The sequence below is a fragment of the Zooshikella harenae genome (assembly GCF_018837975.1).
In the GTDB taxonomy this organism is placed as follows: domain Bacteria; phylum Pseudomonadota; class Gammaproteobacteria; order Pseudomonadales; family Zooshikellaceae; genus Zooshikella; species Zooshikella harenae.
The window spans coordinates 1-15,432 of the sequence record NZ_JAGSOY010000010.1 but is presented as its reverse complement, the minus strand read 5'-3'; the positions used below and the strand labels follow the sequence as shown (position 1 = coordinate 15,432).

Genomic DNA, 15,432 nt, shown 5'->3' with positions numbered 1-15,432 from the left:
TTTTTATGATCTGCAGTACATTCTCATTGAGAACAGACAAACGGTTGAATACGTATTAACCACAAATATAGTGCACCTTTGTTTTAACTATAAACAAAGGCGCAGCAAAGTTATTCGATATATTAATAAAAAAACTTACATTATTTTAAAGATTGCATTAAAGATTTAAAAGCCATCAATAACTGTATCAAAATATATCAATAAGAAAAAAAACGGTATTTATATTTCATAGCTTTATTGACGGCTGCACCTGCATCAATAACACCATGTCCACACTCACTACACTTTGGTTGTTTTTGGGCAGTACTGGTAATTAATTGCTTAATTTCTATTGGGGTAATAGTAGGTTGTAAGCTATAAAGAATAGCCGCAACCCCCGCAACATGAGCTGCCGCAAGTCCAGTTCCAGCCGCATATTGGTAACTATCACTAGCGGCGTTTCGATACCCTGTATTTGAGGTAGATAAAATACCCGCATGTAAGGGTTCTTTGACACCACCAGGCGCGGCAACAGTTACCCCTTCACCACGGTTACTGTAGTCTGTGAGCTTGCCATCAAAATCACTGGCAGTCACTGCAATGACATTTTGGCAGTTTCCTGGACTATAGTGATTAGCTTGATCACCATTATTACCTGCAGCAACAATGATGGTAATGCCTTTCTGATTGGCTTTATCAATTGCCTGCTGAAGTGAGGCTTTACATTTCCCAGGCTCGCTACTGGAGATGGTGATAATTTGAGCAGGGTGCTCATTCAAAGGCACATTAGCGACAGTAAGTCCCGCAGCCCACCGAATGCCATCGACTAAATCTGAAGTATACCCTCCACATTTACCAACAGTTCGAACAGGTAGAATTTTTGCTTGATGCGCAATACCACTGATCCCAATATTATTCGCAGCGGCAGCAATGACTCCAGCAATTTGTGTTCCATGCCAACTACTTAAAGTGTCTTGCGCTATGGGCTGAGTACCAAATTGACTACACTCACCCGCTAAATGCGCATCCCCCGGATCAAGTGGATTATTGTCACGACCATCACCATCATTAGCCATAACAGGATCACTGACCATGTCATATCCTGATAATAGATTTTCTTTTAAATCTTGATGAGGAAGATAGCCACTGTCTAAAACAGCAACGACTACGCCTTGTCCTTGATTCTGTTGCCATGCTTGTTGCACATTGATACTACCAAAATACTGATCAGATAATAAACTCCATTGTTGATTAAAAAGTGGGTCAGTCGGTGTGATTGACATAGGTACTTTAGGTTGCATCATCCAGTCAGGTTCTACATATTCAACTTCTGGCTGCTGTTGCAGTTGATCAACTAACTGTTGAATCTGTTGTGTATTTTGAAAAGAGGGCAGTTTAAAAACAATATCCCCTGTTCCCATGGTACGAACATAAGTCATCTGTATTGAAATTCTATTGCTAAGTTGTGCTAAAACCTCTTTTACAGGAAGTGATATGTGCGCTTTGTTAAAACGCATGATTAACCGGTTAGTTGTTTGTGCGGACTCAACAGTGGATATGCTATTAGCAGGAGGAGGAGTCGCTTCTGTTGTATTGCCAGCATAAAGCAATGTACCTTGGGTAAAGGTGAGGGCAGACACTACTACGGCTGAGACCATATATTGCTTAACGTTCATTAAAATCCCTCCAGTTTGGAAGTCTACTTATACGACAGGATCCGTCTGCCGATATTATAAACTATAAAAAATAGATGATTTAGAACACACTCTTTGTACTTTGGATAAGTGCATTTTTAACCTAAAAACATTAATGTGGGTTAATCTTAGATGACTAAAAAAAATGAAACTTGTCTTAGAGCAATATTAACTCATAAAATACTAGACTTTTAAGTCCGGCGTGCAACGTTAACAGTCTTTATTCGCCGTGTATACCCCAAAACAAGTGTGCGTTTAATAAAGTAGTAATTAACTTTAATAATGAAAAATATTCATTATATTTATTCCCCAAAACATCTGACAAATAAAAAAAGGACCACGGGTGTGATCCTTAAAATATATGAATAATGGTAACACGAACTATGCTTAATAAATATCATACATTGCAGATAAAGTAATTACTACAATCGCTACTACATTTTTAATCCTGAGCAATTAAAACTGATCTTCTTCTGTCGAGCCTTTTAATGCAGTAACAGAAGATGAACCTCCTTGAATCACATTAGTCACATCATCAAAATAGCCTGTCCCTACTTCTTGTTGGTGTGCCACAAATGTATAACCACGCTCTGCATCTTTAAACTCTTTTTCCTGTAACTTAACGTACGCAGACATGTCATTACGAGCATAGTCATAGGCTAAATCAAACATACTATTCCACATAGCATGAATACCCGCTAAGGTGATGAATTGAAATTTATAGCCCATCGCACTCAATTCACGCTGAAACTTGGCAATAGTGGCATCATCAAGATTTTTCTTCCAGTTAAAACTAGGAGAGCAGTTGTATGCAAGAAGTTGGTCTGGATATTTATGACGAATAGCTTCAGCAAACTTTCTTGCTTCATCTAAATCAGGTTTTGCCGTTTCACACCATAATAAATCAGCATAAGGCGCATAGGCTAAACCACGGGCGATTGCCTGTTCAATTCCTGCACGTGTTTGATAAAATCCTTCGGTCGTACGTTCACCCGTAATAAAGGGCGCATCGTATTCATCAATATTCGAGGTTATTAAATCAGCCGCATTGGCATCTGTTCGTGCCAACACAATCGTGCTAGTACCCATTACGTCTGCCGCTAAACGAGCAGAAATTAATTTTTGAACAGCCTCTTGGGTCGGTACGAGTACTTTGCCGCCCATATGACCACATTTTTTCACTGATGCAAGTTGATCTTCAAAGTGTACACCTGCTGCTCCAGCTTCGATCATTGCAATCATTAGTTCATAGGCATTCAATACACCACCAAAACCCGCTTCTGCATCAGCCACTATCGGCGCAAAGTAATCAATATAGTGCTCATCAGAAGGTTTGACGCTTCGCTGCCATTGAATTTGATCTGCTCGGCGAAATGAATTATTAATCCGCTTAACCACTGCAGGTACAGAGTTAACTGGATATAACGATTGATCAGGGTACATGCTCATAGAGCTATTGTTATCCGCAGCAACTTGCCATCCTGATAAATAAATAGCTTTAATACCAGCCTTAACCTGTTGTACAGCTTGGCCTCCCGTTAACGCGCCCAAGCAGTTAACATATCCTTTATCCACACCACCATTAATCAATGACCAAAGTTTGGTGGCACCTTGTTCTGCCAGTGTATTGGCAACATGAATTGAGCCACGTAAACGAATAACATCACTTGCCGTATAAGTACGTTTGACATGCTTCCAGCGAGGATTTTCTGCCCAATCCTTTTCAATACGAGCGATTTCTTCATTGCGGTTATAAATAGCCATCGTTGGCTCCTGTGGTTAGCTGTATTTATTATGAATTATGAACAAGGCACGACAAAGTCTAGAAATTATGCCATGATTTAGGAAATTTATAGTTTTTATTCTCGGTATCAACAAAATGAATATTTCACGGGTTGATCTTAATTTATTGGTTTATTTAGATGTTTTATTACGTGAAAAAAATGTCACCAAAGCCGCCAGCCACTTGGGGATAACACAACCCGCAATGAGTAATGGCTTACGCCGTTTACGAGAGCTTTTTGATGATCCACTCTTAGTCAGAACCAGTGAGGGAATGACTGCAACAGAGAGAGCACTATCATTACAACCTATGGTTAGAGATGTATTGTCTAACATAGAAAAAGCGCTACAACCCCAAAAAGATTTTGATGCCTATAGCAGCGACCGCGTATTCAGAATCATGGCCAGTGACTATGCTGAGTCAACCCTGATTCCTCCTTTATTAACACAATTAAGACAACTCGCCCCTCATGTCACTTTAGATATTTTAACGCCAAGTGACGTTAGTTTTTTAGATGTAGAGCAAGGCCGTGTCGATATGGCCATAAACCGCTTTGATGAAATGCCTCAGTCTTTTCATCAAACAACCGTCTGGCAAGATAGCTTTTCATGTTTAATCAGCGCAAATAATCCTATTTTAGATGACTTTAATCTGGACACTTACTTGCAAGCCCAACATATTTGGGTAAGTAAAACCGGTATGGGCGTGGGCGTTGGTATGACACCGCAAGATGTACAACGCTTGGGGTGGGTTGATGAAGCATTAGCCAAATTAGAGAAAAAGCGTCGTATTAGTGTTTTTACGCGGCATTATCAAGTAGCGATGCTGCTTGCACAACAACCAGACCTTATTGCTACATTACCAACACGTGCTGCACTGCTTGCTCAAAACAACCCACACCTTGTCATTCACAAGCCTCCATTTGCTATTGCAGACTTTGAGTTAAAAATGGCTTGGAGTCCATTATTACAACATAATCCTGGGCACCAGTGGTTAAGGCGACTGGTAGGAGAGGTGGCTAAAACTGAGTTAGAATTAGTTCCCAGTCCATAATACGTAAGAAGATAAATCCACTAACACCACTTAAAACGAAAGCACAATTACAAACAGGGGCTCGCTTAAGCGAACCCCTGTTTTGCATCTTAATTTAAGTGGTTATAAGCAGGTAATGTCAGAAAATCAACCAACGATTCTGAGGTCGTTATTTCATCAAGAATCTTCATTGCCAGTTCGAATTTTCCAGTTTCCCAATGGACTTCACCCACCTCTTGTCGTACAACTAAAGACTCTTCCTGAAGCATCTCCCGAAACAGGGCCACGGTCACCGTCTTACCAGAATCCAATTTTCGACCATGACGAATCCATTGCCAAATTGAAGTTCTCGCAATTTCTGCTGTGGCAGCATCCTCCATTAAACCATAAATTGGCACACACCCGTTGCCATTAATCCAGGCTTCAATATATTGGATTGCTACACGGATATTATTACGCATACCTCTTTCAGAACACTCACCAGGACAAGGAACGAGCAAATCACCTTCAGTTATTTCAGGGTCATCATCTCGCAGCACATGTAGCTGGTTTGGTTTATCTTCTGGTATAAACTGGTTAAATACATCCAGTGCTGTATCGGCTAAACCTGGGTGGGCAATCCACGTACCATCATGCCCATTACGCGCTTCAAGATCTTTATCCTCTCGCACTTTCTGTAATACCCGGGCATTCGCCATCTCATTTTTAGCTGGGATCAACGCAGCCATTCCACCCATAGCGAGCGCACCACGACGATGACACGTTTTAATGAGCAACCGAGAATAAGCGCTTAAAAAAGGTTGGTCCATAGTCACTTTTTGTCGATCAGGTAAAACCCGATCAGCATGGTTACGCAACGTTTTAATATAACTGAAAATATAATCCCAACGTCCACAATTGAGACCAACAATGTGTTCTCGTAACGCAAATAAAATTTCATTCATTTCAAATACGGCAGGTAAAGTTTCAATCAAGGCTGTGACTCGAATGGTACCTTCTGGAAGCTGGAAACGGCTTTCTGTATACTTAAATACGTCTGACCACCATGCTGCTTCATGATGACTTTGCAACTTGGGGATGTAGTAGTATACGCCTGTTCCTTGCTGTTTTCTTACTTGCCAGTTATGGAAAAAATACAGCGCAAAATCAAAGAGGCTGGCAGGAATACTTTGCTGCTGATGTTGCACATGTTTTTCTAATAAATGTAAGCCTCTTACTCTGGCAATCAATAAAGCCGGATCATCTTTTAGGGTATATTTTTTACCCAATGTTGGATGAGTGTATTCGATTGTCCGCAAATTCGCATCACGCAAATTTATTTGTCCTTCAATGACACCTTCCCATGTCGGAGATTGAGAGTCCTCAAAGTCTGCCATAAAGACTTTCACATTGGCATTTAACGCATTAATTATCATTTTTCGATCAACAGGACCCGTTATCTCAATACGACGATCCTGCAAATCCTGAGGAATTGGGGATACCTTCCAGTCACTCTCTCGTATTTCTTTGGTTTCTGGTAAAAAACCTGGTAACTGTCCTTCATCAAACGCAGTTTGACGCTTTACCCGTTCAGCGAGCAGCTGCTCTAATCGAGGCTGAAACTCCCTGACCAACTCAGTAAGGAAGGCGACTGCCTCAGGGGTCAATATTTCCTGATAGGCAGGAGATAGTTTACCCAGAAATGTCATGTCTCCAATTTGGGCTGGCTCAGTCATTTTAAACCTCATTATTTGTCTAATTACTTTTACATTTATTCTGTAAGACAACTGACTGCTTATTTATTTTATTAAAAACTTAGCGTCTTATTTAACGACGATCACCTTATAAATAATTATTTTTCACCACGCTCCAACCGTATTTCAGGCTATAACCGGCTATAATATAAATAGGAGAATAATCAAAGTGCTGTCGTTCGTACAATACTGTTGCTCTCTAGTAAGAATGTCAATTCACATGAATCATTATTTTTAGAATAATGATTATAAATAAGATAAATAACGAATATACTCGCTGTAAGTTGTATAAAAAATGTCAATAATATAAAAGCACTACTCAAGAATAGGATAAACAGTCACATCCTTAAACTGGCTACCATAATTAGCCCAGGTATAAAAGCCAATGGTTCCTTTGCTGAAAGTCGAGTCCACTTCTTGAAACACTAGCTGATCATCCAAGAAAATCTCTATTTGGTTGCCATTAACGTTAATAATGACATTATACCAGTGTCCTTGAATATAAGGTTCATTAGTCTCCGCAAGCAGTGTATACGCCTCACCCATTCGACGAACCAGCCGCCGATAATTTCCAGCTTTATTCCATTCAAAACGATAGTAGTGCTGCGGGTCTTGCATTCGAAATACAACACCCAGAGCATCATCATCCCCAGACCTCAGTTGCAGATGTATTTCATAGTTATCCCAGAGTTTTCCCGCAGGATAATAAATAACGCTACCGGCTTTACGTAAATCCGTAAAATCAATGGGTAAACCATAAATATTTGAGTTGTCGTATAAAATACCTGCACTGGATTGCCATTTTGCGGGCGCTAATGTGGTACCTTCACTCACAGACCACCAATTACTGATTAAATGTTGCGTCTCATAGTTAGCCGGTACTAATAAAGTAGGCTCTTTCAAAGGCATTAACGTTATCTGCTGTATATCTTTACTCCACCATTTACCATCAGAAACAATGGCAGTTATGGTCAACGTTGTCGGTTCAGTAACAGTTTGAGTTGATAATATAGGGTTTGATGTAAACTCACCCATCATGGTAGCAGGTCCAGTGACAAACCAACGCCAAGAGAGTGGTTTTTTTTCTGGATCACTCGCCACTATCGATAACGGTAAAGTACTACCAGATAATAAATAGGCTGGTAAATTTTGTATTGATGATATTACTGGAGGCCTATCAATTAAGGTTTTGCGCTGTATTTTAATATCATCAAACCATGTGCCTTGATTAGCCCAAGTATATAAACCAATTGAACCCTGAGCGTATGTATCATCACTGGCGGAAAGTATTAAATTATCATCAATAGAAACTTCAATGGTATTACCCTGTAAATTAATCTTGAGTGAGTACCACTGACCAAGATTAAAGGGCACATGATCTTCTGCTAACACCGTGACCTCATTATCCACTATTTTTTCAAGCCGCCGAAAAGCAAACACTTTTGACCAACTAAACCGGTAATAGTGCTGTTCATCTTGAACACGAAATAACACCCCCATGACATCATCATCTTCAGACTTGACTTTGAGGCTTAATAAATAGTCCTGCCAGCTATAACCAGACTGGTAAAATAATATCGTACCAGGCTTAACAGTTGCGGTAGCAGAGGAGGGCAGAGCATACACATTACTGGACTGGCGTAATACGCCATCGATCACAGCCCAATCTGCAGGCCCTTGTAGAGTACCTGTTGTGGCTATAAACCAGTCTTGACTTACCCCTGAACTAAATGACTCATCAAGATCAACCGTTGTACTAATAGGTAATACGGTAATATTTAATGTTGCTGTAGTCGATTGATAGCCATCACTGACAGTCACCTGCAAGGTATGGATTTCTGTATCAACAACAACATTAGGCGTGTAATAAGTAGTTTGCTGATTTGCGGTAGACAAAACGCCATTACCAGACAGCACTTGCCACGTATAAATCAAACGTGTTTCGGGGGTATCACTGTCACTTGCCACAACCTGTAATAATGCAGGTTCAGAAGCAAAAACAGATGTTGGTGTAGCCGTTAAACTATCAATAGCAGGTGCTGCACCAGGTTCTTCACTGCTCTTGATGTCCAACACTTCTAACGAGTGAATGTGATAGCCTTCATTTGCCCAGCTATAAAAACCAAAGCCTCCCTGAGAAAAAACACTATCGTTAATGTTAAACACCAAATTTTGGTCTATAAACACCTCGATACTATCACCCTGAGCTTTTATCATCAGTTGATATAACTGATTTTTCTCATAGGGCATTGTATCTTCCGCAAGAACAAAAAATACTTCACCATCACGACGTTCTAATCGACGATAGCCTAACGCTTTATTCCAGGTAAATCGGTAATAGTGGGTTGCATCCTGCACACGAAAAACGACACCAATGGCATCATCATCTTCTGAGTAAAACGTTGTTGTTAACTGATAGTCTTGCCAGGACATGCTGTTAGGGTAGTACAGTACCGTGCCTAACTTAGCTAAATCACTGGCAATAATGGGCTTGGCATAAATGTTACTTTGTTGAATCAACTGCTGACCCATTTTGACCCAGGATGACGGTGCCTGAATATTACCCTCATCCACTACCAACCATTCAGGTGGTGGTAGACCATCATCACCTTCAGTGAACGCGGTATAGAGTAACAATGGAGGACCTTCCGCATCAGCCACCGTAAGATAAACCGTCTCAACGGCAGACTGCTCACCATCTGTCACAGAAACCTGAAGTAAATGTAGTGCTGTCGTATCCGTATCAGCAGGGTAATAACGAATCTCGGTTGTAGACACCTGCTCGATAGTGCCCTCACCAACAATAATATCCCACTGGTATTGAAGAGGCTGTGGCTGATTATCAGGGTCACTGGCAATAACAGTTAACTGAGCAAATGATTCATCCGTAATACGCCTCGATGAAACCGTCAGTGATGAGATATCAGGTGGTACATTGAAGTGGTATTCAGCAGTCATGACACGACTTGGTCGCTTATCAGCAACGATGGCGACTGCTTTTACTGTTGTTGATGAGGTTAATGAAATAGGTCCTTCACACGGAATACCATACTGTGCTGGGTCACGACCATCCATGGTATAAAGCAAGATTGAACCTGATTCAGTCGCAGTCAGTGTTACCGTCTGAGGGCTTGTATAAGTGCCCGCAACAGGGGCTATCTGTGGTGCTAATGTTCGCTCGGTAAGTGTTGGTGACTCCCAACCTATGGGCTTATAGACCCAAACCTGGCCTCCATTGATGTCCTGTAAGCCAATAAAAACATCCAATTGTTTAATGTATTTCCAACGCCCTAAAATGCCTGTGCCAGGCCCTAAATGAGGCGCATCACCAATCCATAGGGGTTGCTTAATTGCACGCCACCCCTCGGTACTGACTGTGGTCGGTGGAATAATAGCCCAAACCTCATTAAAACCACTCCACAGTAAATACTGATGGCGATTTGCATCATAATCCATCCCCATATCTCGGGTAACTTTGAACTCATCGCCTGTGGACTGAGGATAAAATAGCTGATCTTTATTTTCAGAGCCTGGCGTGGATAAATTCCAAAAACCGATAACCTTCCGACCACTTCGTACATAAAGATTTAATACAGGATCAAATAAACCAGCCCCCTGATTATTCACCCCATTCCAATATGTACCTACAAGCTCCCAGGAATCTTTAGCGGGGTCGTTAATATCATTAATCGAATACTGATACAGATATTCATGAGTCCCACCAGGCCGTGCATTCACCAACACCACATCTTTTCCTTCACCACTACGCAATGCGGTAGTACCTTCCACATGGCTTTTGGGAAGAGGTGCCAAGCCCATGAGGTGAGTATGAATATCACGGTTTTGCCACATGTTCCCACCCACAATTTCTGGATGAGGACCTGTGCGCTGTACATGAGAACCTGTCGTGCCACCCACTTTGTCCTTATCAGCTTTTTTTGGATCCCAGAGATAAGGGCCAGTAGGGCGTGTTGTTGCACCATCAACCTGACGAATGAACATTCCACCATTGTTGTAAGCCGCCCCACCAAACGTCAGCACGCGATCATGAAAGGGCAAGTAAAGCGTATTATCATAGGTATGTGCTGAACTCGGTGCCGCATCAACATCATCAATGGCTCGCCAGTTACCAAAGTCATCTTGGATAATTTCACTGGGTAACGAAGCTCTTTCCCACTTTTGTGTTGTGCCTCGCCAACGATATACTTCGTTGCCACTGTAATTAGCATGGCCCCCACCATAGAGTACTAAATCACCACGTCGACTATCCCAGGCAAATGAACTCCAGGCTGCAATAATACGATCAGGCTGAGGGTTTGACAGGCCAAAGAGTGGTCTTAAATCAGCTGGAACCCATACCTCATCAAAGCGGTTAAGACTCACCTGAAGCCAACTGCCTTCAGGCATAACTGATATTTCCGCCAACAGGGCAGATAAATCAGGAGGTGTCTCATCACTCAATACAGTTTCAACACTGCATAATATGACTACACAACAAACTAGTCCTTTAACCAACTTTTTTGCCGCCAAAATCATTACGTCCATCATCAACATGGCCATTTAGTGTTTGTCTTGGTATGAAAAAAGGGTGGAAGGTAAGAGAAAAGCATTCGTATTGGAAAAAACATACAGCGACCAAGTTTTTTCCAACTGTTGACCCACACTATCTAAAACCCTAATGGTGATGGACCAATGACCAGATTGCACAGGTGTACCTGACAATACACCGGAAAAGCTCAGAGATAATCCTTGAGGAAGGGGAGACAACAGTTGATAACTGACTTCGCCATACGAATCATCAACAATAAATTGAAATTGATAGGGGGTATTAGTCTTTGCCAGGGGCAATTTATCCGTTCGCCATGCAAGTCTGGTTTTTTTATCAGGTAGTAAAACCACCCGCACAGCGTCTATAGCTAGTACACTGTGCTCACTATTACTTAATACAATAGAATGCTTTCCTGCACGCCAGTAATACTCTCCAAGCTCGACCCATTGACCAGCTAAATGCTGTTGGGAACGAGTAACAAGCGTGACTCCCTGAAGGTCATCGACGATACGATATGTTGCCGCTTGCGTGAGCTGATCAGCGTGTGGCCACCAACCAAAAACAGCATATCGTCCTGTTTGAGGTATATTGATTAAAAATGTGTAATTGACTCTTTTCGCCAAGCTGATGAGGCTTGTTTGTTGATAAGCTAAGGGTAGTGATGCCGTTTCAAATACTGTAGACGTTTCTAGTGAAGCATCCACAATCTTTTGCCAACTTGTTGATGCTATGAGTGCTTGTGTAAAGCAAGTGATGAAAACCAGCAAACCTATTTTCACAATACTACATAAATCCGTATACACGGAATAAAACTGATTGTTAATCACTATTTTACGATACGTAAGGGCTTTTTTTAACGCTAGTGGCATTATTATTTCAGTCCTGAAGAATGATAACTTACGTCTCTATTTTTTTGACGTAGTTTTTCTTACAGGAGAATAAGCAAACATAATGCCTTTTATCTAAATTGAGTAATTAAGTTATGAATCATCAAGGGCTAAAAAACCCACATTTAAACTGATTAATCTCACTCCCACTACAAATGTAAAATAATACGACAATTATTGCAGTTTTATTAAAAATAAAACACCAGAAGGTGTCAGAAATATTTAATGCTTAACCATCATTTTTTTGAAACTCATCTTCGTAATTTAAACTATCAGCAAACTGAGTTAGCAATACCTTAATATCACTCGACTGGATAGACATCATGAAAAGTTGCCTGTTATTCCAGTCAGGTAGGGGTAATTCATTCTCCATAGCATTTACAACAACTAGGTTATCTACCATATCAGTCGTAAAAGAAAGTACAAAGTGTCTTGTTTCGTCCTGTTTCTGGATAATATGTAACTCACAACAATGTTGATAACAACGAATGTCAACCACTTTTATTTCTGCACGAAATACTAGCTTATTTTTAAAATCATATAATTGAGGAATGATTACCTTATGATACAAATAATTTACCAGTGTTTTATTATTTTGTTCTCGTAAATCCTTATAATGCTGTTGTTCATTACGTTCATGCTCAGGTTGTTCTTTTGAACTAAGCCAGTCTTTTAACCAATGCATTGTGGTATCCTAGTGATACTCTATACCCCTTACTAAGGGCATAACATGAAAAGGAAATGGTTTTGTGTTACTTTTTAATAATATATCCTTCATAAATCATTATTGTACGCACAATACATAACGCCCACCCTCGCGTAACAGCATGTATAGTGAAATGCTCTTAATATAGACAGTTCCTAGCCTCCATGCCAAGCATCTTTTATTCCTGAACCCATTGATGCCCCTGGAATAATTGCAAGTATTTATACCCACAGTGAAGGATATTATACATACACCACTAAAAATTATCATTTAGGAATATAAGTGTCTTCTCAGTAGATATTTATATTAGACACCTATTTTTCGTTAAACCTTCCTTGGTTTAAATTTATACAATACTTTCAGTATAGGCTTGGTTGACGTGTAACTCTAATACAATAAACGGTAAGCTTCAATGTACAACGGCCTAAGAAAAAGGGTTAAACTGCCTTAGCCGTAGTATGATTACGTAGGGTAAACTGACTTCTGAGAAACCGTAAAGCCGGCTTTTCAACATAACGTGTTGCCAATGACGCAATAAATATACAAAACAACATCACCAGAGGTACAGCTACATAAGAAGGTATACCAAGAATGTAAAGTTTATGCAATAAAGTAAAACCAATATTATGGTGAAATAAATAAAGCGAATAAGAAATAGTTCCCAAATACATTAAAGGTTTTAAGCAAATTACGCTTAATTTATTATAAACAAATAAATAAAATGATAAAAATAAACCTAGCACAACGCCACAAGACACTAGATCATTATCAATCCAGCATTGCATTCCTAAGCAAAGAATAACTAAGCAATGCCGCACTAGATTATAACGATCGCCCTCAGCGCTTGCTTTAAGTCGATAAAATAAGATGCCAGCCATAAACAAATGAGCATAATCCAACATAAAGATCAGTCTTATTTTCCAAGGAAAATAACCTGTATAATATTCACTCAACAACCAACTTAGTTGAAGAATCAACCAACCCATACAGATAAACTCAATTTTTTGCAAACCTTTCATTTGCCACACAACAAGCATTAAACAGTAAAATATCAACTCATACTCTAGTGTCCAATAAACACCATCAACGGCAGGCGTCTCGAAAAAAGCTGGCACCATTGTTAGATTTAAGCTTGCTGTTGTCAGCGAGAAATCCTTTCCTGGTAAACCTATTAAATTAACAACGGTCGTGGTCACTATAACAGCCAGCCAATAGACTGGAAATAATCGAGAAAAGCGTGCAGTAATAAATCCTAAGGCACTTTTAGTCCTATTTAATGTTAAGAAAATTACAAACCCACTAATCAAAAAAAACCATTGCACGCCGTATTTGCCAATTTCGAAACTAAAGGCTAATGAATGCCCATAAAGTTCATCAAATCGGGTCGTCAAATGAAACAGCACAACAAAAAATGCCGCTAATCCTCTAAATACATCAAGTTCTTCAAGACGGCTAGACAAGAGAATACCTCAATATTTACAAATAATTTATTATACCTACTATTCAGTCATTTGTAGCAGGAGGGTTGCCTCTGTTGTTCCTACAAAAATATCCATTAAAAAAACGCCCCCCTAAAATGACTTGTCATGGGTAAATTTCAAGTAAAACGTTACAGTTGCATAAATTCAGCGATTTGTTTTTTCCATAAAGCATACCCTTCGCCATTTAGATGGATACCATCTATCGAATATTGATTCTGAAGAACACCGCCTGTAGCTAACACCTTATTAAGGTCAATATATTTGATGTTTTTTCCCTTCGCAATTTTCTGTAAGGAATGATTTAACATCTCTACTTGGCCATTCAAATGCTTAAACTGCGAGCCCAAAAGCAGGGTAGATTGGATAATAGGCGTAACCCCCTTATTTAATAGTTCATCAATTATACGATGATAATTTTTCAATATACTATCCGGCTTTATACCCTGCATAATATCGTTAGTACCCAGTAGAATAAAAACAACTTCAGCATCATTAGAAAGTAAAGAAAGTCGGCTCAGGGTATCCGCTGTAGTATCACCCGCAATTCCTCTGTTTACGATGGAGTAACCTGGAAAAAGTTCTTGCCACTCAGCATCATCTGTAATGGAATCACCCAACATAATATATCTTGCCGATCCTCCATGGTGCTTAAAAAAAGACACTCTGCGTTTATGGTATATATGTTGACTGTCATTGGATGAAACATTGTTATCAACATCAATCCATTGCTGTACCTTTTTTAATAGGACATAGGGGAAAAAATGATACTTCATTGTAGTAATACCGTATCCAAACCCAACAAACAGCAAAGCCAGCACCAGAATAATTTTTTTTATCATTTCAACACTCAACACTGTATAAAAAACGTTCTCTAAAGATTTGTGCGTGACTAACCACCTAACCGGCCCTCAAGCAACAACGTTTACCCTAATGACATGCTCTCTTTAATTTCTACGCGTAGGTATATATCCTTTGCTGAGGGTATAACTTACTGTTTTTGTAAGTCCTTGAAGAAGACGCACTTAACAGTTTAATTAATTGGCACTCAAGTTTATATATATTCGTCGACTGGATTTTATATTCAATTTGACTTTTTATCATTATATTGCTCTAGCAAAAGCTTAAATTAAACTACACTACTCATAAAGAATCTTCAGTAACAGGGAATATAAGAGGGAACGGGTAGCAACTCCTGCCATTTTGATGTTTTTGCTAACAAATCATCTAAGGTATATACAAATACAGCCTCGGAGAATAACGTTATGTTCCATTTTAAAAGTGCCATTACTTCTTTAGTATTCTCTCTATCCTTAAGCTCATTGTCTTATGGTAATGAGCTGAATAAACTAACGTTTATTACTGAGTCATACCCACCTTATAACTTTGAAACATCAGGTTTATTGAAAGGTATCGCTGTAGACTTACTTGTTGCAGCATCAAACAAAACAGGCTCACCAATAAAACGAAGTCAAATAAAGGTATATCCTTGGGCTAGAGGCTACCGAGCTACCCTTGAAGAACCTAACCATGTCTTATTCTCAACCACACGTACTAAAGAAAGAGACCCCCTCTTCAAGTGGGCAGGTCC

Annotated in this window: 9 protein-coding genes and 1 pseudogene; 2 read left to right on the top strand and 8 right to left on the bottom strand. The window is 39.8% G+C overall.

From position 1 onward, the window contains the following. Positions 1–197: 197 nt before the first annotated feature. Together KCG35_RS06520 and aceA are read right to left on the bottom strand one after the other, a co-directional pair. Positions 198–1,655 carry a S8 family peptidase gene (locus tag KCG35_RS06520; protein WP_215818873.1) on the bottom strand — a complete coding sequence of 486 codons (1,458 nt, stop codon included), beginning with the start codon at positions 1,653–1,655 and terminating at the stop codon, positions 198–200. A gap of 474 nt (positions 1,656–2,129) precedes the next feature. Next, positions 2,130–3,437 (bottom strand): isocitrate lyase, encoded by a 1,308-nt coding sequence (gene aceA / locus KCG35_RS06515; RefSeq protein ID WP_215818872.1) that lies wholly within the window; start codon positions 3,435–3,437, stop codon positions 2,130–2,132. A gap of 115 nt (positions 3,438–3,552) precedes the next feature. On the opposite strand from aceA, the gene KCG35_RS06510 reads away from it, so the two are divergent. Further along, entirely contained in the window at positions 3,553–4,509 is a 957-nt protein-coding gene (locus KCG35_RS06510; protein ID WP_215818871.1) for a LysR family transcriptional regulator, read from the top strand. Between the two features lie 89 nt (positions 4,510–4,598). On the opposite strand, the gene aceB is transcribed toward KCG35_RS06510, so the two are convergent. The 6 genes from aceB to KCG35_RS06480 all read right to left on the bottom strand — a co-directional run bounded on the left by aceB (position 4,599) and on the right by KCG35_RS06480 (position 14,683). Further along, positions 4,599–6,203, bottom strand: coding sequence for a malate synthase A (aceB, locus tag KCG35_RS06505; RefSeq protein WP_215818870.1), 1,605 nt, complete (start codon positions 6,201–6,203; stop codon positions 4,599–4,601). Positions 6,204–6,536: 333 nt separating this feature from the next. After that, positions 6,537–10,769 (bottom strand): 3-keto-alpha-glucoside-1,2-lyase-like domain-containing protein, encoded by a 4,233-nt coding sequence (locus KCG35_RS06500; RefSeq protein WP_215818869.1) that lies wholly within the window; start codon positions 10,767–10,769, stop codon positions 6,537–6,539. Positions 10,770–10,781: 12 nt separating this feature from the next. Then, positions 10,782–11,639 carry a golvesin C-terminal-like domain-containing protein gene (locus tag KCG35_RS06495; protein ID WP_215818868.1) on the bottom strand — a complete coding sequence of 286 codons (858 nt, stop codon included), beginning with the start codon at positions 11,637–11,639 and terminating at the stop codon, positions 10,782–10,784. A 247-nt stretch (positions 11,640–11,886) separates the two neighbouring features. Further along, a complete protein-coding gene (locus tag KCG35_RS06490; RefSeq protein ID WP_215818867.1) occupies positions 11,887–12,342 on the bottom strand; it encodes a hypothetical protein in 456 nt (151 codons plus the stop codon). A gap of 458 nt (positions 12,343–12,800) precedes the next feature. Then, the gene (locus KCG35_RS06485) at positions 12,801–13,823 is read right to left on the bottom strand and encodes an acyltransferase family protein (RefSeq protein ID WP_215818866.1); all 1,023 of its coding nucleotides are present in this window, start codon (positions 13,821–13,823) and stop codon (positions 12,801–12,803) included. 149 nt (positions 13,824–13,972) lie between these two features. Continuing rightward, positions 13,973–14,683 (bottom strand): GDSL-type esterase/lipase family protein, encoded by a 711-nt coding sequence (locus KCG35_RS06480; RefSeq protein WP_215818865.1) that lies wholly within the window; start codon positions 14,681–14,683, stop codon positions 13,973–13,975. Positions 14,684–15,106: 423 nt separating this feature from the next. Here KCG35_RS06480 and KCG35_RS06475 point away from each other — a divergent pair. Continuing rightward, positions 15,107–15,432 (top strand): annotated as a pseudogene (locus KCG35_RS06475) (amino acid ABC transporter substrate-binding protein); the annotation flags it as partial.